Annotated in this window: 20 protein-coding genes; all 20 read left to right on the forward strand. The window is 73.2% G+C overall.

The features are described from left to right. Positions 1–45 precede the first annotated feature (45 nt). The 20 genes from pyrR (at position 46) to trpA (ending at position 19,708) form a co-directional block, all read left to right on the forward strand. Positions 46–645 (forward strand): bifunctional pyr operon transcriptional regulator/uracil phosphoribosyltransferase PyrR, encoded by a 600-nt coding sequence (gene pyrR / locus ACXET9_RS04410; protein ID WP_457885188.1) that lies wholly within the window; start codon positions 46–48, stop codon positions 643–645. Then, positions 642–1,598, forward strand: coding sequence for an aspartate carbamoyltransferase catalytic subunit (locus tag ACXET9_RS04415; protein ID WP_457885190.1), 957 nt, complete (start codon positions 642–644; stop codon positions 1,596–1,598). Before pyrR ends, ACXET9_RS04415 begins: the two co-directional genes overlap by 4 nt. Next, positions 1,595–2,959 carry a dihydroorotase gene (locus ACXET9_RS04420; RefSeq protein WP_457885192.1) on the forward strand — a complete coding sequence of 455 codons (1,365 nt, stop codon included), beginning with the start codon at positions 1,595–1,597 and terminating at the stop codon, positions 2,957–2,959. Before ACXET9_RS04415 ends, ACXET9_RS04420 begins: the two co-directional genes overlap by 4 nt. Beyond that, on the forward strand, positions 2,959–3,474 hold the full coding sequence (locus ACXET9_RS04425; protein ID WP_457885194.1) for a PH-like domain-containing protein: 516 nt from the start codon (positions 2,959–2,961) through the stop codon (positions 3,472–3,474). The genes ACXET9_RS04420 and ACXET9_RS04425 overlap by 1 nt, the downstream gene beginning before the upstream one ends. Continuing rightward, a complete protein-coding gene (gene carA / locus ACXET9_RS04430) occupies positions 3,471–4,655 on the forward strand; it encodes a glutamine-hydrolyzing carbamoyl-phosphate synthase small subunit (RefSeq protein ID WP_457885195.1) in 1,185 nt (394 codons plus the stop codon). Before ACXET9_RS04425 ends, carA begins: the two co-directional genes overlap by 4 nt. Further along, positions 4,655–8,014, forward strand: coding sequence for a carbamoyl-phosphate synthase large subunit (carB, locus tag ACXET9_RS04435; RefSeq protein ID WP_457885197.1), 3,360 nt, complete (start codon positions 4,655–4,657; stop codon positions 8,012–8,014). Before carA ends, carB begins: the two co-directional genes overlap by 1 nt. Further along, positions 8,011–8,871: an orotidine-5'-phosphate decarboxylase gene (pyrF, locus tag ACXET9_RS04440; protein ID WP_457885199.1), complete on the forward strand. Its 861-nt coding sequence runs from the start codon at positions 8,011–8,013 to the stop codon at positions 8,869–8,871. The genes carB and pyrF overlap by 4 nt, the downstream gene beginning before the upstream one ends. A gap of 212 nt (positions 8,872–9,083) precedes the next feature. Continuing rightward, complete coding sequence (gene mihF / locus ACXET9_RS04445) at positions 9,084–9,410, forward strand: integration host factor, actinobacterial type (RefSeq protein ID WP_457885201.1); 327 nt, start codon at positions 9,084–9,086, stop codon at positions 9,408–9,410. Further along, a complete protein-coding gene (gmk, locus tag ACXET9_RS04450; RefSeq protein ID WP_457885203.1) occupies positions 9,407–10,012 on the forward strand; it encodes a guanylate kinase in 606 nt (201 codons plus the stop codon). Before mihF ends, gmk begins: the two co-directional genes overlap by 4 nt. An 84-nt stretch (positions 10,013–10,096) precedes the next feature. Next, positions 10,097–10,459: a DNA-directed RNA polymerase subunit omega gene (gene rpoZ / locus ACXET9_RS04455; RefSeq protein WP_457885205.1), complete on the forward strand. Its 363-nt coding sequence runs from the start codon at positions 10,097–10,099 to the stop codon at positions 10,457–10,459. 45 nt (positions 10,460–10,504) lie between these two features. Further along, a complete protein-coding gene (locus ACXET9_RS04460; protein WP_457885206.1) occupies positions 10,505–11,875 on the forward strand; it encodes a bifunctional phosphopantothenoylcysteine decarboxylase/phosphopantothenate synthase in 1,371 nt (456 codons plus the stop codon). Further along, positions 11,872–13,080, forward strand: coding sequence for a methionine adenosyltransferase (gene metK / locus ACXET9_RS04465; protein ID WP_457885208.1), 1,209 nt, complete (start codon positions 11,872–11,874; stop codon positions 13,078–13,080). Before ACXET9_RS04460 ends, metK begins: the two co-directional genes overlap by 4 nt. Further along, positions 13,077–13,457 (forward strand): phosphoribosyl-AMP cyclohydrolase, encoded by a 381-nt coding sequence (hisI, locus tag ACXET9_RS04470; protein WP_457885210.1) that lies wholly within the window; start codon positions 13,077–13,079, stop codon positions 13,455–13,457. The genes metK and hisI overlap by 4 nt, the downstream gene beginning before the upstream one ends. Continuing rightward, on the forward strand, positions 13,454–15,091 hold the full coding sequence (locus ACXET9_RS04475) for an anthranilate synthase component I (protein ID WP_457885212.1): 1,638 nt from the start codon (positions 13,454–13,456) through the stop codon (positions 15,089–15,091). The genes hisI and ACXET9_RS04475 overlap by 4 nt, the downstream gene beginning before the upstream one ends. Then, entirely contained in the window at positions 15,088–15,765 is a 678-nt protein-coding gene (locus ACXET9_RS04480; protein ID WP_457885214.1) for a Trp biosynthesis-associated membrane protein, read from the forward strand. The genes ACXET9_RS04475 and ACXET9_RS04480 overlap by 4 nt, the downstream gene beginning before the upstream one ends. A 111-nt stretch (positions 15,766–15,876) precedes the next feature. After that, positions 15,877–16,116, forward strand: a complete 240-nt coding sequence (locus ACXET9_RS04485; RefSeq protein WP_457885216.1) for an HGxxPAAW family protein — start codon at positions 15,877–15,879, stop codon at positions 16,114–16,116. After that, on the forward strand, positions 16,113–16,580 hold the full coding sequence (locus ACXET9_RS04490; protein WP_457885218.1) for a DUF2752 domain-containing protein: 468 nt from the start codon (positions 16,113–16,115) through the stop codon (positions 16,578–16,580). Before ACXET9_RS04485 ends, ACXET9_RS04490 begins: the two co-directional genes overlap by 4 nt. 40 nt (positions 16,581–16,620) lie before the next feature. Continuing rightward, entirely contained in the window at positions 16,621–17,451 is an 831-nt protein-coding gene (trpC, locus tag ACXET9_RS04495; protein ID WP_457885219.1) for an indole-3-glycerol phosphate synthase TrpC, read from the forward strand. Then, entirely contained in the window at positions 17,451–18,887 is a 1,437-nt protein-coding gene (gene trpB, locus ACXET9_RS04500; RefSeq protein ID WP_457885221.1) for a tryptophan synthase subunit beta, read from the forward strand. Before trpC ends, trpB begins: the two co-directional genes overlap by 1 nt. Next, on the forward strand, positions 18,884–19,708 hold the full coding sequence (trpA, locus tag ACXET9_RS04505) for a tryptophan synthase subunit alpha (protein WP_457885223.1): 825 nt from the start codon (positions 18,884–18,886) through the stop codon (positions 19,706–19,708). The genes trpB and trpA overlap by 4 nt, the downstream gene beginning before the upstream one ends. Positions 19,709–19,710: the final 2 nt, after the last annotated feature.

Below are 19,710 nucleotides of genomic sequence, written 5' to 3' on the forward strand. Positions count from 1 at the left end.
GCCCCTTTAACGACACGTCCTGTGAGGCGTGGAAGGGAGAGAACGATGAACGATCCAGCAGACCGCACCCGCATCCTGGGTGAGGACGAGATCCGCCGGGCGCTCGTGCGCATCGCCCACGAGATCCTCGAGAGCGGCCATGGGGCCGACGACCTCGTGCTCCTGGGCATCCCGCATCGCGGCGTGCCGCTGGCGCACCGCCTGGCCGGGCACATCCTGGCCGCGGAGGGCATCGAGCGGCCCCTTGCGGACATCGCCGGTTCCCTCGACATCACCATGTACCGCGACGACCTGCGCCGGAACCCCACGCGGGAGCCGAGCCCCACGTCCATCCCGCGCGGCGGGATCGACGGACGCACCGTCGTCCTGGTCGACGACGTGCTCTTCTCCGGGCGCACCGTCCGCGCCGCGCTCGACGCGCTCAGCGCCATCGGCCGCCCGGCCGCCGTGCGCCTCGCGGTCCTCGTCGACCGCGGGCACCGCGAGCTCCCGATCCGTGCCGACCACGTCGGCAAGAACCTCCCCACCTCCCGCGACGAGCGCGTCCACGTGCACCTGCTCGAGTCCGACGGCGAGGACGCGGTCGACATCGTGCGCCCCTCCCGCGGCGACGCCCGCGACGCGGCCGGGGAGGCTCGCGCATGAGGCACTTCATCTCCATCGCCGACCTCTCGCGCGAGGAGGCGGTCTCCGTCCTCGCGACCGCCGAGCACATGGCCGACACCCAGTCGCGCAGCATCCGGAAGCTCCCGGCGCTCGTCGGCTCCACCGTCGTGAACCTCTTCTTCGAGGACTCCACGCGCACCCGGATCAGCTTCGAGGCCGCCGCGAAGCGGCTCTCGGCCGACGTCATCAACTTCTCCGCCAAGGGGTCGAGCGTCTCCAAGGGCGAGTCCCTCAAGGACACGGCCCTGACGCTGCAGGCGATGGGCGCGGACGCGGTCGTCGTGCGCTCGTCCTCGTCCGGCGCGGCGCACCTGCTCGCCCACGCCGGATGGATCGATCAGCCGATCATCAACGCCGGCGACGGCGCCCACGAGCATCCCACGCAGGCGATGCTCGACGCCTTCACCCTGCGTCGTCACCTGCGTCCGGGGGATCCCACCGCCGGGCTGGACGGCCTGCACGTGGTGATCGTCGGAGACATCCTGCATTCCCGCGTCGCACGCTCGAACGTGCTGCTGCTGACCCTGCTCGGCGCGCGCGTCACGCTCGTCGCGCCGCCCGCGCTGGTCCCCGTCGGCGCCTCCGCCTGGCCGTGCGAGGTCCTCTACGACCTCGACGAGGCGCTCGCCGCCGGACCCGATGCGGTCATGATGCTGCGTGTCCAGCGCGAGCGCATGGTCGGTGGCGGCTTCTTCCCCACGGAGGGCGAGTACGCCCGCCGCTACGGGCTCACGACGGCGCGCGCCGCCTCGCTGCCCCCGCGCACCATCGTTCTGCACCCCGGCCCGATGAACCGCGGCTTCGAGATCGCGGGCGACGTCGCCGACTCCGACCGCAGCGTCATCGTGGAGCAGGTCGCCTCCGGCGTCTTCGTCCGCATGGCCGTCCTGTACCACCTGCTCGCCACCGATGCCCGGGAGGATGCCCGATGATCAGCACCGCGACCGCACCCGATGACGATTCCGCGAGCACTCGCGGGACCGGCTCCGCGCAGGAGCGCCGTGCGCTGCTCGTGCGCGGCGGCCGCCTCTACGGCGAGGACGTCCTGGACGTCCTCGTCGAGGACGGTCTGATCCGCGCCGTCGGCACCGCGCTGGAGGCGCCCGCGGGCGCCGAGGTGGTCGACGCCGAGGGCTGCGTCGTCCTGCCCGGCCTCGTGGACCTCCACACCCATCTGCGCGAGCCCGGCGGCGAGGAGGCGGAGACCGTCGACACCGGCACCCGCGCCGCCGCGCTGGGCGGCTTCACCGCCGTCCACGCGATGGCCAACACCACGCCGACCGCCGACACCGCGGGCGTGGTCGAGCAGGTCGCGCGCCGCGGCGATGCGGCCGGATGGTGCACCGTGCGCCCCGTCGGCGCCGTGACCGTGGGGCTCCAGGGCGAGCGCCTGGCCGAGCTCGACGCCATGGCCAGCTCCCGGGCCCGCGTCCGCGTGTTCAGCGACGACGGCAAGTGCGTGCACGACCCGGTGCTGATGCGCCGCGCGCTCGAGTACGTGAAGACCTTCGACGGCGTCATCGCCCAGCACGCGCAGGACCCGCAGCTCACCGCCGGCGCCCAGATGCACGAGGGCGTCGTCTCCGCGGAGCTCGGGCTCGCCGGCTGGCCGGCCGTCGCCGAGGAGTCGATCATCGCGCGCGATGTCCTGCTCGCCCAGCACGTCGGCTCGCGCCTGCACGTGTGCCATCTGTCCACCGCGGGCAGCGTCGACATCGTGCGCTGGGCGAAGGAGCGGGGGATCGACGTCACCGCCGAGGTGACGCCGCACCATCTCCTGCTGACCGACGAGAGCGTGCGCGGCTTCGACGCCCGCTACAAGGTGAACCCGCCGCTGCGCACCCAGGAGGACGTCGAGGCGGTCCGCCGGGGACTGGCCGACGGCACGATCGACATCGTCGCCACCGACCATGCACCGCATCCGCGCGATGCCAAGGACCGCGAGTGGGACCAGGCCGCGATGGGCATGACCGGCCTCGAGACCGCGCTGTCGACGGTGCAGGCGACGATGGTCGACACCGGCGCGCTGACCTGGCGCGACGTGGCCCGCGTGATGTCGGAGGCCCCCGCGCGGATCGGCCGCGACGAGGACCAGGGACGTCCGCTGGCGGCCGGCGAGGTCGCGAACCTCCTGGTCTGGGATCCCCGTCCCGTGCGGACGGTCGACCCGTCGCAGCACGGCTCCCGCAGCCGCAACAGCCCCTTCGCCGGCAGGGAGCTGCCCGGAGCGAACCGTCTCACCGTCCACCACGGACGGGTCACGGTGCGCGACGGCGCCCTGGCGGGCATCTGATGGACCAGATCGTCCCGGTCCTGCTGCTGCTCGCGCTCTTCGCGGTCGCGCTGCTGCTGATGCGGTGGGGCTGGAGGGCGAGGGCGCGCCGGCAGTCCGGACTGCCGGCGCCCGAGTCCCCGGTCCGCTCCGCGGACTGGAGCGTCGAGGACACGGCCGACGGCGTCTACGTGAGCACCACGCTCGCCGGCGGCCCGCTCGATCGCGTCGCGGCCCACGGCCTCGGCACCCGGTCGACGGCCCGCGTGGAGATCGGCCATGACGCCGCGGGCGACCGCGACGCCTGGGCCATCCGACGCCAGGGCGCCCGCGACCTCCTCATCCCCGCGGACGCGATCGAGGAGATCGCCTCCGCCCCCGGCATGGCCGGGAAATGGGTCGGCGGCGACGGCCTGCTGGTGATCCGCTGGCAGCTGGGCGACCAGCTGCTGGACACCGGGCTGCGCCTCGACCACCGTGCCGACCACGACAGACTTCTCCGCATGACCCCGCTGCCCCGGAAGGAGCACCCATGACCGCCACCACCACCACCCCGCGCCGCCGGCGTCAGGTCGACCCCGCCCTGCTGGTCCTCGAGGACGGGACCGTCCTGCGAGGCGAGGCCTACGGTGCGCGCGGCGCGCGCCTGGGCGAAGTGGTCTTCTCGACCGGCATGACCGGCTACCAGGAGACCCTCTCCGATCCCTCCTACGCCGGCCAGATCGTCGTCCAGACGGCGCCGCACATCGGCAACACCGGCGCGAATGCCCAGGACATGGAGTCCCGCCGTGTCTGGGTCCGCGGCTATGCCGTCCGCGAGGCCAGCCGCATCGCCTCGAACTGGCGCTCCGAGCAGAGCCTCGACGACCTCCTGGTCTCCGAGGACGTCGTCGGCATTGCCGGGATCGACACCCGCATGCTCACCCGCATCCTGCGCGAGCAGGGCTCCATGCGCGGCGGCATCTTCTCGGGCGACTCCCTCGCCGCGGGCGAGGACGCCCTGCTCACGCAGGTGCGGGAGCAGCCCGGGATGAGCGGATCCAGCTTCGTCGACGAGGTCACGATCGCCCAGCCCGTCGTGCTCGAGCCCGAGGGCGAGGTCATCGGCACCGTCGCGGCCGTCGACCTCGGCATCAAGGGCGCCTCGCCCCGCAACATGCTGAACCGCGGCCTGCGCGTGCACCTGCTGCCGGCGAGCACGACCCTCGAGGAGCTCCTCGCGGTCGAGCCCGATGCGGTCTTCTTCTCCAACGGCCCCGGCGATCCCGCGGCCGCGACCGCCCAGGTGGAGCTCCTGCGCGGGGTCCTCGACGAGGGCCTGCCGTTCTTCGGCATCTGCTTCGGCAACCAGCTGCTGGGCCGCGCCCTCGGCTTCGGCACCTACAAGCTGAAGTACGGCCACCGCGGGATCAACCAGCCGGTCCTCGACAAGGAGACCGGCAAGGTGGAGATCACCTCGCAGAACCACGGCTTCGCGGTCGACCTGCCGATCGAGGGCGAGCACGTGGCTCCCCACGACGGCGGCCGCTACGGCCGGGCGATCGTCTCCCATGTCGGGCTGAACGACGACGTCGTCGAGGGCATCCGCTGCCTGGACCTGCCCGCCTTCTCCGTCCAGTACCACCCCGAGGCCGCGGGCGGACCCCACGACGCCTCGTACCTCTTCGACCGCCTGGTCGCGCTCGTCCGCGAGCGCGCCGTCTCCAAGGAGTCCTGATGCCCCGCCGCTCCGACATCTCTTCCGTCCTCGTCATCGGGTCCGGACCGATCGTCATCGGCCAGGCCGCCGAGTTCGACTACTCGGGCACCCAGGCCTGCCGCGTCCTGCGCGAGGAGGGCCTGCGGGTCATCCTGGTCAACTCCAACCCGGCGACGATCATGACCGATCCGGACATCGCCGACGCCACCTACATCGAGCCGATCGACCCCGACGTCATCCGCTCGATCATCGCCGCCGAGCGCCCCGACGCGATCCTGCCGACCCTCGGCGGGCAGACGGCGCTGAACGCCGCCGTCGCGCTCTCCGAGAACGGGACCCTCGAGGAGTTCGGCGTCGAGATGATCGGCGCGAGCCTCGACGCGATCCAGAAGGCCGAGGACCGTCAGCTCTTCAAGGAGGTCGTCGACCGCGTCGGCGGCGAGTCCGCGCGCTCGGTCATCTGCCACACCATGGAGGACCTCCTGGCGGGTGCCGAGGAGCTCGGCTACCCGATGGTCGTGCGACCCAGCTTCACCATGGGCGGCCTCGGCTCCGGCATGGCGTACGACGAGGAGGACCTGCGCCGCATCGGAGGCGACGGCCTGCACTACTCGCCGACCACCGAGGTCCTCCTGGAGGAGTCGATCCTCGGCTGGAAGGAGTACGAGCTCGAGCTCATGCGCGACCGCGCCGACAACTGCGTGGTCGTCTGCTCCATCGAGAACGTCGACCCCGTGGGCGTGCACACCGGCGACTCCGTCACGGTCGCGCCGGTGCTGACCCTCACCGACGTCGAGCTGCAGAACCTGCGCGATCTCGGCATCGGCATCATCCGCGAGGTCGGCGTCGACACCGGCGGCTGCAACGTGCAGTTCGCGGTCCACCCCGACACCGGCCGCGTGGTCGTCATCGAGATGAACCCGCGCGTGTCCCGCTCCTCGGCGCTCGCCTCCAAGGCGACGGGGTTCCCGATCGCGAAGATCGCGGCGCGCCTCGCGATCGGCTACACGCTCGACGAGATCCGCAACGACATCACCGGCACCACCCCGGCGTCGTTCGAGCCGACGCTCGACTACATCGTCGTCAAGGTGCCCCGCTTCGCCTTCGAGAAGTTCCCCGCGGCGGACCCGACGCTCACCACCACCATGAAGAGCGTCGGCGAGGCGATGGCCATGGGCCGCAGCTTCACCGAGGCGCTCGGCAAGGCCCAGCGCTCGCTCGACGTCAAGGGCGCGGTGCTCTCCTACGAGGGCCTGCCGCCGAGCGCGGCCGAGGTCTCCGAGCTCATCGACGCCTCCCGGGTGCCCACGGACACCCGCCTGGTCGCCATCGCCCGCGTGCTGTGGGCGGCGGCCGAGGGGATCGTGGATCCCGCCGAGACGATCGAGCGGCTCTTCGAGGCCACCGCGATCGACCGCTGGTTCCTCGACCAGCTCCTGCTGATCGCCGAGCTCGCGGCCGACGTGCGCGGCGCCGAGGTGCTCGACGCGGAGCTGCTGCGCGACGCGAAGCGCCACGGCTTCTCCGACGACCAGATCGGCGCTCTGCGCGGGCAGCACGGGGACGTCGTCAAGGGCGTCCGCGAGGCGCTCGGCATCAATCCCGTCTACAAGACGGTCGACACCTGCGCCGCGGAGTTCGCCTCGCGCACGCCGTACCACTACTCCTCCTACGACCAGGAGACGGAGGTCGAGCCGCGCGAGCGCCCTGCGATCCTGATCCTGGGCTCGGGACCGAACCGCATCGGCCAGGGCATCGAGTTCGACTACTCGTGCGTGCACGCGGCCCTCGCGCTCGGCGACCGCTCGCTGCCCGACGGCGGCTACGAGACCGTGATGGTCAACTGCAACCCCGAGACCGTCTCGACGGACTACGACATCGCCGATCGCCTCTACTTCGAGCCCCTCACCTTCGAGGACGTCGTCGAGGTGTACGAGGCCGAGAAGGCCGCCGGGCCCGTCGCCGGCGTGATCGTCCAGCTGGGCGGCCAGACGCCGCTCTCGCTGGCCCGTCGCCTCGAGGCCGAGGGCCTGCCGATCATCGGCACCAGCCCGGCGGCGATCGACCTCGCCGAGGACCGCGGCCACTTCGGCTCCGTCCTCGCGGACGCCGAGCTGCCCGCCCCGCCCTACGGCACCGCCTGGGGCCTGAACGACGCCCTCGAGGTCGCCCGCGAGGTCGGCTATCCGGTGCTGGTGCGTCCGAGCTATGTGCTCGGCGGGCGCGGCATGGAGATCGTCTACGACGAGGCCCAGCTCATCGACTACGTCGGCCGCAATCTCCCCGAGGGCGGCCGTGCGGAGGCGCCGATCCTCATCGACCGCTTCCTCGACACCGCGATCGAGATCGACATCGACGCCCTGTACGACGGCGAGGAGCTCTACGTCGGCGGCATCATGGAGCACATCGAGGAGGCCGGCATCCACTCCGGCGACTCGGCCTGCACGCTCCCGCCGGTGACCCTGGGCGATGCCGTCCTGGATCGCATCCGCGAGTCCACCCGCCTGATCGCCGAGGGCGTGGGCGTCCGCGGCCTGCTCAACGTGCAGTACGCGCTCAGCCAGGACATCCTCTACGTCCTCGAGGCGAACCCGCGCGCCTCCCGGACGGTGCCCTTCGTCTCGAAGGCCACCGGCGTGCACCTCGCCCGTGCGGCCTCGCTCGTCATGGCGGGCTCGACGATCGCGGATCTGCGCCGCGACGGCATGCTGCCCGTCGAGGGCGACGGCACCCACCTGCCCGACGACTCGCCGATCTCCGTCAAGGAGGCCGTGCTGCCCTTCAAGCGGTTCCGCACCGCCCAGGGCCGTGTCGTCGACTCGCTGCTCGGCCCCGAGATGCGGTCGACCGGCGAGGTCATGGGCATGGACGCGACCTTCCCGCTGGCCTTCGCGAAGTCCCAGCTGGCGATCTCGGGCCAGGGCCTGCCGACCTCCGGCAGCGTCTTCGTCTCGGTCGCCGACGGCGACAAGCGCAGCCTCGTGCTGCCGGTCGCGCGGCTCGCCGCGCTCGGCTTCGAGATCCTCACGACCACGGGCACCGGGCGCGTCCTGCGCCGCTCCGGCATCCCCTGCACCGTGCTGCGCAAGGCCTCCGAGGCCGGCGAGGGGCAGAGCGTGATCGACCTGCTCGAGGAGGGCGCCATCGATCTGGTCCTGAACACGCCCTCGGGCTCCGACGCACGGGCCGACGGCTACGCGATCCGTGCGGCGGCGACCAGCATGGACGTCCCGATCATCACCACCGTCCAGGAGTTCCAGGCCGCGGTCCAGGCCATCGAGGCCCTCCCGGTGGAGCCCTTCGACGTGATGAGCCTGCAGGAGCACACCCGCGTGCTCGACGAGCGGCGCGCGGTCCCCGCCGGGGCGCGCGCATGAGCGGGGGAGCGCAGGCCGTGCGGTCCCTGTCCTTCGGCGAGCGTCTGCAGGCGTCGACGGCCGAGCACGGTCCCGTCATCGCAGGCGTGGATCCCCACGTCGCGCTGCTCGAGGCCTGGGGCCTGCCCGACACTCCCGACGGGCTGCGCTCCTTCTCCTGCGCGGTCCTCGAGGCTGTCGCGGGACGGGTCGCGGCGATCAAGCCGCAGTCGGCCTTCTTCGAGCGCCACGGCTCCGCCGGCGTCGCGGTCCTCGAGGACCTCCTCGCCGCGGCCCGCGAGCAGGACGTCCTGACCATCCTCGACGTCAAGCGCGGGGACATCGGCTCGACGATGGCGGCCTACGCGCAGACGCACCTGCGACCGGGCGCGCCGCTCGAGGCCGATGCGATCACCGTCAGCCCGTACCTCGGCGCGGGCTCGCTCGAGCCCGCGGCCGAGCTCGCCCTCGAGCACGGCAAGGGGCTGTTCCTGCTGGCGCTGACCTCCAACCCCAGCGGGCCCGAGGTCCAGCACGCCCGGGCCGCCGACGGCACGCCGGTGGCGCTGGCCGTGGCGCGACACGCCGAGCGGATCGGCGGAGGAGATGCGGATCGCTGGGGGAGCGCCGGCCTGGTGGTCGGGGCGACCGTCGGCTCCGCCTACGAGGACCTGGGGCTGCGCGAGGCCGCACCGAGCGCCCCGCTGCTGGCCCCCGGCTTCGGCGCCCAGGGCGCAGGGCCGGCCCAGCTGGCCGAGGTCTTCGGCTCCAATGCAGGTCACGTGCTGGTTTCGCTGTCCCGAGGGCTTCTCGCCGCAGGGCCGGAGGTCTCCGCGCTGAGGGCACGGGCGGAGGAGCTCCGACAGAGCTACTCCTGAGTCAGCCCGGAGTCCCCGCAGCACCTCCGTGGCCCGCGGGGACTGCCTGCGGAACGATCCGCGCAGCCCCTCCTCCGAGTGTCGAAACGCACCGGACCAGGGGCTGCGCGTGTCTTTAGTGGGTTCCGCCACGATTGTGGGGTTACGCTCTACGCACACGCGGGGCCTGCCGGCCCGCGCGCTCCACCAGCACAGAACAAGAGGTAAGAACAGTGGCTCTCCCTCCCCTCACCCCTGAGCAGCGGGCCGATGCCCTGAAGAAGGCCGCCGAGGCGCGACGTGAGCGCGCGGCCATCAAGGCCCGCCTGAAGGAAAGCGCCGGCCGCCGCAGCGAGGAGATCAAGAAGGTCCTCGAGGAGGCCGAGACCAACGAGGTCATCGGCCGCCTGCGCGTGGCGGCCCTGCTGGAGGCCCTCCCGGGCGTCGGCAAGGTCAAGGCCCAGCAGATCATGGAGGAGATCGGCATCTCCCCCTCGCGCAAGATCCGCGGCCTGGGCTCCCACCAGGCGGAGAAGCTCGTCGCGCACTTCTCCGAGTGACCGCTCCCTCCGCTCCCGACGGGGCCGGCACCTCCCCGGTGCCGGCCCCCGTCACGGTCCTCGCCGGCCCCACCGCCGTCGGCAAGGGGACGGTGTCGGCCGCGATCCGGGCCCGTTACCCGCAGATCTGGCTCTCCGTCTCGGCGACGACCCGCGCCGCGCGCCCCGGCGAGGTCGACGGCGTCCACTACCGCTTCGTGGACGACGACGAGTTCACGCGCCTGGTCGAGACCGACCAGATGCTCGAGTGGGCCGTCGTGCACGGTCGCAACCGCTACGGCACGCCGCGCGGTCCGGTGCAGGAGGCCGTCGCCGACGGCCGCCCGGTCCTGCTCGAGATCGACCTGGCCGGTGCCCGGCAGGTGCGCCGCACCCTGCCCGGCGCGCGCTTCGTGTTCCTCGCCCCGCCGGACTGGGACACGCTCGTCGAGCGTCTCGTCGGGCGCGGCACCGAGGACGCGGAGGAGCGCGAGCGCCGGCTGGAGACCGCCCGTCGCGAGCTCGCGGCCGAGGGCGAGTTCGACGTGACCATCGTCAACGACGAGGTCGATCGCGCGACCGACGAGCTCGCCGCCCTGATGGGCGTGCGCGACCTCACCTGACCCTGCGGCGCCGGGACCTCGCGCTTCCTCGACGGAAGGCGTATCCTGGAGCGTCGCACGCCCGATTTCGATGAAGGGACTTCCGTGGCCGGAACCGTCGCACAGCCCGAAGGCATCACGAACCCGCCGATCGACCGTCTCCTGGAGACCGTCGACTCGAAGTACGCCCTGGTGCTGTACTCGTCCCAGCGGGCCCGTCAGATCAACGCGTACTACTCGCAGCTCTCCGAGGGCCTGCTCGAGTTCGTCGGCCCCCTGGTCGACGTCGAGAACCAGGAGAAGCCGCTGTCGATCGCGCTGCGCGAGATCGACGAGGGCCTCCTGACCGTCCGCGAGGTCGACGAGGAGGAGTTCGCTGCGGTGAACGAGCCCGATCCCGACGCCCCCGCACCGCTGAAGCTCGGTGACGACGCCCCCGAGGTGCCGCTCACCGACTTCGGCTTCTGACCGACGCCGAGAGCACAACCGCCCCACCAGCGCCGCGGAGGAACGATGAGCAGCGTGCAGCGCACCCTGTCCGGAGCTCGTGTCGTGGTGGGGATCGGCGGCGGCATCGCCGCCTACAAGGCCGCGCACCTCGTGCGCGGCCTCGTCGGTGAAGGGGCCGATGTCCAGGTCCTGCCCACGCGATCGTCGCTCGAGTTCGTGGGCGCCGCCACCTGGGAGGCCCTCAGCCATCATCCCGTCCGCACGAGCGTCTTCGAGGACGTCGACCGGGTCGCGCATGTGCGCACCGGCCAGGAGGCGGACCTCGTCGTCATCGCGCCGGCGACGGCGGATCTGCTCGCCCGCCTGCGCGCGGGCCGCGCCGACGACCTCCTGAGCGCCACGCTGCTGGTCGCCCGCTGTCCCGTCGTCGTCGCCCCGGCGATGCACACCGAGATGTGGGAGCACCCGGCGACCCGCGAGAACGTCGCGGTCCTCCGCGAGCGCGGGATCACGGTTCTCGAACCGGCCGTCGGCCGTCTGACGGGACCGGACTCCGGGCCCGGCCGCCTCCCTGAGCCCGCAGCGATCCTCGAAGCGGCGCGCTCCGCCCTCGCCGCTCCGCGCGCCGGGGACCGTGCGGGAGACGAAGCAGGCTCCGACTACCCGGACGGCTCGGGCAGCACGGTCGGCCTGGAGGGGTCGGTCCCGGTGCGGGACCTCCTCGGGCGCCGGCTGCTGATCACCGCCGGCGGCACCCGCGAGGAGCTCGATCCGGTGCGCTTCCTCACCAACCGCTCCTCGGGCCGGCAGGGCTGGGCCCTCGCCCAGGCGGCGCTCGTGCGGGGCGCCGAGGTGCGGCTGCTCGCCGCGAACGTCGGGCTCGACACCCCGCCCGGGGCGCAGCGGATCGACGTGGGCAGCGCGGCGGAGCTCGCCGCGGCCGTCGAGGAGCACCTGGGGGAGTGCGACGCGCTCGTCATGGCCGCCGCGGTGGCCGACTTCACCGCCGCGGATCGCGCGACGGAGAAGATCAAGAAGACCGGGGACGCGGAGGACGACGTCCCGGTCCTCGCCCTGCGCCGTACGCGCGACATCCTGCGTCACAGCGTGCTCGCCCGCGAGCGCGCTGCCGCCGAGGGGGGAGCGGCGGGGGCCCGCGGGATCCCGGCGATCGTCGGCTTCGCGGCAGAGACCGGCGGAGGCGGTCGCAGCGCCCTCGAGCTCGCCCAGGAGAAGGCGCGCCGGAAGGGTGCTGACCTGCTGGTCTTCAACGACGTCAGCCGCGGTGTCTTCGGCGCCGCGGACAACGACGTGCGGATCCTCGACGCCGCCGGCGAGCACGTCGCCGATGCCGCGGGCAGCAAGGCCGTCGTCGCCCACGCTGTGCTCGATGCGCTCGTCACCCGGCTGTCCCCAGTACCCTGGGACGCATGACGTCCAGCGACCTGCGCACCTTCACCTCGGAGTCCGTGACCGAGGGCCACCCCGACAAGATCTGCGATCAGATCTCCGACGCGATCCTCGACGACCTGCTGGCCCAGGACACCACGGCCCGCGTCGCCGTCGAGACGATGGTGACCACCGGGCTCGTCCACGTGGCCGGCGAGGTCCGCACCGAGGGCTACAGCGACGTCGCGCGGATCGTGCGCGACGTGATCCGCGAGATCGGCTACGACTCCTCCGAGAAGGGCTTCGACGCGGACTCCTGCGGCATCGAGGTGTCGATCGGCTCGCAGAGCCCCGACATCGCCGCGGGCGTCGACGAGTCCTGGGAGCACCGCGACGGCGGCTCGCACGAGGCCCTCGCCGGGCTCGGTGCGGGCGACCAGGGCCTGATGTTCGGCTACGCCTGCTCGGACACGCCCGAGCTGATGCCGCTTCCCGTGCACGCCGCGCACCGGCTCTCGGAGAACCTCTCCGCCGCGCGGCGCGACGGCGTCCTGCCCTACCTGCGCCCCGACGGCAAGACCCAGGTCTCCATCGGCTACGACGACGACGGCGTGGCCCGCTCGGTCGAGGCCGTCGTGGTCTCCAGCCAGCACGACGAGGACGTCGACGTCGACAGCCAGCTGCGCCCGGGCATCCGCCGGGTCGTCATCGCCCCCGTGCTCGAGGAGCTCGCGGGGATCGGCCTGGACGTCTCCGACGTCGACTTCCACATCAACCCCTCGGGCCGCTTCGTCATCGGCGGGCCCAAGGGCGATGCCGGCCTGACGGGGCGCAAGATCATCGTCGACACCTACGGCGGCATGGCCCGGCACGGCGGCGGCGCCTTCAGCGGCAAGGACCCGAGCAAGGTGGACCGCTCCGCGGCCTACGCGATGCGCTGGGTCGCCAAGAACGTCGTCGCCGCGGGACTCGCCGAGCGCTGCGAGGTCCAGGTGGCGTACGCGATCGGCGTCGCCGCTCCCGTCGGCCTCTACGTCGAGACCTTCGGGACCGGCTCCGTCCCGGACCGGCAGATCGCCGCCGCGATCGAGAAGACCTTCGACCTGCGCCCCGCGGCGATCATCGAGGAGCTCGACCTGCTGCGCCCGATCTACGCGAAGACGGCCGTGCACGGACACTTCGGCCGCGAGCTGCCGGAGTTCACCTGGGAGCGCACCGAGCGGGCCGAGGACCTGGGGCGCGCGCTGTGAGCGAGGCGCCCGTCCTCGCCCCGGAGATCGCCGAGCGCCTGAAGCGCGATGAGCACGGACTGGTCGCCGCGATCATCCAGGACGCGGGCAGCCGCGAGGTCCTCATGCTGGCCTGGATGGACGAGGAGGCGCTGCGCCGCACCCTCACCACCGGGCGCGTGACCTTCTGGTCGCGATCGCGGGGCGAGTACTGGCGCAAGGGGGACACCTCCGGCCATGTGCAGTGGGTGCGCTCGGTCGCCCTGGACTGCGACGGCGACGCGCTGCTGGTGCAGGTCGACCAGATCGGTGCGGCCTGCCACCGCGGCACCCCCACCTGCTTCGACGGCGGCGATCTCGATGCGGTCGCCCTGGACACGACGGAACGAGACCGATGATCAGCGATCCCACGACGGACGGCGGCGCGCCCTCCGAGAGCCCCGAGGTCCCGGCGGATCCGGAGACTCCGGAGGAGGAGGCGTACCCCGAGCTGGTCGGCGGGCACGAGGGCGATGCCGTGGGCCTCGTCCAGCCGGATCTGGAGACCTTCCGCGCCCTCGCCGCCCGCCAGCGGGTCGTCCCCGTGACGGTCCGCCTGCTGGCGGACGAGGACACGCCGGTCTCCCTCTACCGCCGGCTGACCGAGGGGGAGGACGCGCGCGGGACCTTCCTGCTGGAGTCCGCCGGCGAGGGCGAGGACTCGCGCTGGTCGATCATCGGGACGCGCGCCCGGGCGGTGCTGACCGAGCGCGACGGGAAGGCCCACTGGATCGGGGACGTCCCCGCCGACGTCCCCGTCGACGGCTCCCCGGTGGAGGCGCTGCGCGCCGTCACCGATGCCTTCCGGGCCGCCCGGATCCCGCACCTCCCGCCCTTCACCGGCGGCATGGTCGGCTTCATCGCCTACGACGCCGTGCGCCACTGGGAGAAGCTGCCCGACGCGCCGCCCGACGAGATCGGCATCCCCGACCTCTCGATGCTCCTCGCCGAGGACGTCGTCGTGCACGACGCCCACGACGGGACCGTGCTCCTGGTCGCGAACGCCCTGAACCTCAACGCGACCGAGGACGGCGTGGACGCCGCCCACCGGGACGCGGTCGCGCGCCTCGAGGCGATGCGGGAGCGCCTGCGGCGGCCGCTGAGCTCCTCGGCGATGGTCTACGAGACGATCCGCGACGTCGAGCCCAAGGCTCGCACCGCGCAGCTCGAGTACGAGGACGCGGTGCGCGAGGCCGTCCGCGACATCGTCGACGGCGAGATCTTCCAGGTCGTCCCGTCCCAGCGCTTCTCGGTGCCGACGGCGGCCGACCCGCTGGACGTGTACCGGGTCCTGCGGCGGATGAACCCCAGCCCCTACATGTACCTCCTGCGGACGGTCGACGCCGACGGCGCTCCGATCGATGTCGTCGGAGCGAGCCCCGAGTCCCTCGTGACGGTGCGCGGACGCACGGCGACGACGCATCCGATCGCCGGTTCGCGCCCCCGCGGAGCGACGCCGGAGGAGGACCAGGCCCTCGCCGAGGAGCTCCTCGCCGACCCCAAGGAGCGCTCGGAGCATCTGATGCTCGTGGACCTCGCGCGCAACGACCTGCAGCGCTTCTGCGATCCCGGCACGGTGGTCGTCCGGGATCTGATGCACATCGAGCGCTTCTCGCACATCCAGCACATCGTCTCGACGGTCACCGGGCATATCCGCGAGGGCGCCCTCGCCTACGACGCGCTGCGCTCGACCTTCCCCGCGGGCACCCTGTCGGGTGCGCCGAAGCCGTCCGCGATGGCGATCATCGACCGTCTCGAGCCCGTGCGCCGCGGCGTCTACGGCGGCACCGTCGGCTATATCGACTTCGCAGGCGACATGGACATGGCGATCGCGATCCGCACCGCCGTCGTGAAGGACGGCACCGCCCATGTTCAGGCCGGCGGCGGCGTGGTCGCCGCCTCCGATCCGACCATGGAGCATCGCGAGTCCCAGTCGAAGGCGGCGGCCGCGCTCCGCGCCGTGGCCTCCGCCGACACCCTCCGCCGCGCATGAGCGCCGCGGACGGGGCCGACGGGACCGACGGGGCCGAGCGGAGCGCCCCCCGCAGGGGACCGGGTCGGAAGGTCGTGGTGCTCGCGGGGCTGGTCGCCGCCGGAGCGCTCGCGGGCGCGACCCGCACCCCCTGGATCCACGCGGCGGCTCCCTCGCTCACCGGTTCCGCGCAGTCCGTGGAGGTCACCGGCGCGGACGCCGCCCCCGCGGTCGTCGCGCTCGCACTGGTCGCGCTCGCCGCCGCCGCGGCGACCTCGCTCTCCTCGCGCTGGCTGCGCTTCGTCACCGGTCCGATCCTCGTGCTGGCCGGGATCGGGGCGGCGGCCTCCTCCGTCGCCGCGGCGCTGGACCCGGCCTCGGCCGCGGCTTCCGCGGTCTCCTCGGCCACGAGCGTCGTCGGCGGGGACGTGACCGCGACGTCCACCGCGTGGCCCTGGGCGACGCTCGTGCCGGCGGCGCTGGTGGCGCTGATCGGCGTGCTCGTGCTGCTGGTCGGCGGGCGCTGGCCCCGCGGCAGCCGCTATCGCAGCCCGGCGGTCCGCACCGCCGCCGATCCCGAGCAGGATCCGGCGGCGGCATGGGACGCGCTCACCCGCGGGGAGGACCCGACCGAGGACGATCCCGCGGCCTACGACCCTGCGGCCGACGCCCCCGCGGACGACGGCCGGGGATGAGTCCCGTCACCTCCGGGAGCCTCCCACCGGCGCGGCGGCGGTCGCCGGGCCCGTCGCGTGGTGACGACGTGGCAGAATGACCCCGACCGAGTCCCGAGCTGGAGAAGGACGATGAACAAGACCTACACCGTGCCCCCGCCCCCGCCCCACAACGAGGGCAAGACCGTCGCCGCCTGGACCCTGACCCTCACCGTCGTGCTCGGTTCGGTCCTGGTCGCCTTCGGCATGGTCCTCCCGATGATGGCCCTTATCGGCGTCGGCACCGCGGTGATCATCCTGGGCATCGTGGCGGGCATCGTGCTGTCCATCGCCGGCTTCGGCAAGAAGCGCACCAAGGCCACCGCCGCGTGACCTCGGCGGTGCGTCCCCCGCACGGCGGCGCCCCCGACGGGGCCCGCCGCGGGGGAGCGCACCGCGCGCTGCTGCCGATGGGGATCCTCCTCGGCGGCGGGGTGCTCGCGCTCGGGATCCAGAGCGTGTTCGACCCCTTCCGGCAGGACATCCCCCTGTGCCCGGTCTACCACCTGACCGGCCTGTACTGCCCGGGCTGCGGCGCCACGCGCGCCGTCCACGCCCTGATCGACGGCGATCTGCTGCTCGCGATGCAGAACAACGTCCTCATCGTGATCGCGGCGCCCCTCGTCGTCCTGGGTCTCCTATGGTGGACGGTGCGGCGCATGCTGGGCCGCCCCGCCCTGCCGCTCCCGTCGACGCGCACGATGCTCGTGCTCGTCGCCCTGGCCGTGCTGTTCGCCGTCCTGCGCAACATCCCGGCCTTCTGGTTCATCGCCCCTACGTCCCTCGTGGGCGCCTGACCGGCCGTCCGCCGGTCGGTCCCCGCCGCAGGAGCCGCTCGTGACCCTCACCGGTACCGTCCTCGACGACATCATCGCCGGAGTGCGGGAGGACCTCGCCTCCCGTCGCGCCGCCGTGCCCGCCGCCGCCGTCCGCGATGCCGCGGTCGCCGCCGCACCGGCCCTCGACGCGCGCGCCGCCCTCGCCGGCGACGGCGCCACCATGGGCCTGATCGCCGAGGTCAAGCGCGCCAGCCCCTCTAAGGGCGAGCTCGCGACCATCCCCGAGCCCGCCGTGCTCGCCGGCACCTATGCCGACAGCGGAGCGAGCGCGATCAGCGTCCTCACCGAGGAGCGACGCTTCCGCGGGACCCTCGCCGACCTCGACGCGGTGCGCGAGCGGGTCGCCGTGCCGGTGCTGCGCAAGGACTTCGTGGTCGACCCCTACCAGGTCGACGAGGCGCGAGCCCACGGCGCCGACCTCGTGCTCCTGATCGTCGCGGCCCTCGAGGACGCGCAGCTGGCCGAGCTCGACGCGCAGATCCGCGAGCTCGGCATGCAGTCCCTCGTGGAGACCCACACCCCGGAGGAGCTCGAGCGGGCGCTCGCCCTCGATGCGGGCATCGTGGGCGTCAACGCCCGCGACCTCAAGACGCTGGACGTCGACCTCTCGCGCGCCGCCGCGCTGCTGCGCTCGATCCCGGCGGGTCCGCTCGCGATCGGCGAGTCCGCCGTCGCCTCCGTCGCCGACGTCGAGGCCTACGCCCGAGCGGGCGCCGACGCGGTCCTCGTGGGCGAGGCGCTCGTGACCTCCGGCGATCCGGCCGCGGCCGTCGCCGCCTACCGCAGGGTCGCGCGCCGCGGCCGTCCCGTCGAAGGAGCCGTGCTGTGATGGACGAGAAGACCCCGGGTCCTGTGACTCCGACGGCACCGACGACTCCGGCGGCCGCGAGCCCGGTGCTCTCCCGCGCCGAGGCGGCCGTGCTGCCCGATCTGACCCGTCCCGAGGGCGCGCTGCGCGCCGAGGCGGGCCCGTACTTCGGCGGCTTCGGCGGCCGGTTCCTGCCGGAGGCGCTGGTCCCCGCGCTCGATGAGCTCACCGAGTTCTACGAGAAGGCGATCGTGGACCCCGAGTTCCTCGCCGAGCTGCGTCGGCTGTCGGCCGAGTACACCGGCCGTCCCTCGCTGCTGAGCGAGGCGCCCCGCTTCTCGAAGCTCGCCGGCGGCGCCCGGATCCTCCTCAAGCGCGAGGACCTGAACCACACCGGCAGCCACAAGATCAACAACGTCCTCGGGCAGGCGCTCCTGACCCGCCGGATGGGCAAGACGCGCCTGATCGCGGAGACCGGGGCGGGGCAGCACGGCGTCGCCACCGCGACCGCGGCCGCCCTCTTCGGCCTGGACTGCACGATCTACATGGGGGAGGAGGACACCGAGCGCCAGGCCCTCAACGTCGCCCGCATGCGGCTGCTGGGGGCGGACGTCGTCGCCGTCTCCCAGGGCTCGCGCACGCTCAAGGACGCGATCAACGAGGCCTTCCGCGACTGGGTCGCGAACGTCGAGACCACCCACTACCTGCTGGGCACGGTCGCCGGACCGCATCCGTTCCCCGTCATGGTGCGCGACTTCCACCGGATCATCGGCGAGGAGGCGCGCGCCCAGGTCATCGACCGGACCGGTGCGCTGCCGGACGCCGTGGTCGCCTGCGTGGGCGGCGGCTCCAACGCCATGGGCATCTTCCACGCCTTCCTCGACGACGCGGACGTGCGCCTGATCGGCTGCGAGGCCGGCGGCGAGGGCATCGCCTCGGGCCATCACAGCGCGACGATCGGCGGCGGCTCCCCGGGCGTCCTCCACGGCGCCCGCAGCTACGTGATGCAGGACGAGGACGGCCAGACCATCCCCTCGCACTCGATCTCCGCGGGCCTGGACTATCCCAGCGTCGGGCCGGAGCACGCCTGGCTGGCCTCGATCGGTCGCGCGGAGTATCGTGCGATCGACGACGGCCCCGCCATGGAGGCCTTCGCGCTGCTGTCGATGACCGAGGGCATCATGCCGGCCATCGAGTCCGCCCACGCCCTGGCCGGAGCTCTCGAGCTCGGTCGCGAGCTGGGCGAGGGCGCCGTGATCGTCGTGAGCCTCTCCGGCCGCGGTGACAAGGACGTCGACACCGCCTCCCGCTGGTTCGGCCTCATCGGCCGGGATGCCGAGGGGGAGGGCGACTCCCTCCCCGCGGTGCACGGGGACCTCGCCGCGCTGCGCGCCCTGGCGCGCTCGACCGCAGACAGCACCGGCACCGCCCGGGGAGAGCAGGAGGCCCAGCGATGACCGCCACCGACACCGCGCGCCTGCGCGCCGGCGACGCGATCGACGCCGCCCGGGCCGAGGGCCGTGCCGCGCTCATCGGGTATCTCCCCGTCGGATTCCCCGACCTCCAGGGATCCATCGACGCCGCCGCGACCCTGATCGACCACGGCGCGGACATGATCGAGCTCGGACTGCCCTACTCCGATCCGGTCATGGACGGCCCCGTCATCCAGCGGGCCGCGGGCGCGGCGCTGGCCGGGGGCGTGCGCAGCCGCGACGTCCTCACGGCCGTCGAGGCGCTCTCGGGCCGCGGCGCGGCGATCCTCGTCATGTCCTACTGGAACCCGATCCTCGCCTACGGTCCCGACGCGTTCGCGCGCGATCTGGCCGCCGCGGGCGGCGCGGGCGTGATCACCCCCGACCTCATCCCCGACGAGGGCGAGGACTGGATCGCCGCGAGCGAGGAGCACGGCGTCGACCGCATCTTCCTGGTCGCCCCGAGCTCGCCGCGCGAGCGCCTCGAGCATGTCGTCTCCCATACCCGCGGCTTCGTCTACGCCGCGAGCACGATGGGCGTGACGGGCACCCGGGCGAGCGTCTCGAGCGCGACCGAGGGGCTCGTCCAGCGCACCCGCGACGCCGGTGCGCGCAACGTCTGCGTCGGCCTCGGCGTCTCCACCGGCGATCAGGCGGCCGAGGTCGGCGCCTACGCCGACGGCGTCATCGTCGGCTCCGCCTTCGTGCGCCCGCTCCTCGAGGCCGACCGCGGCGACCTGTCCGGTCTCGCCGCGGTCGCCGACGACCTGCGCGCCGGCGTCGAGCGCGCCCGGACGGGAGCCTGACC

Source organism: Brachybacterium netajii (SeqCode) (assembly GCF_054114245.1).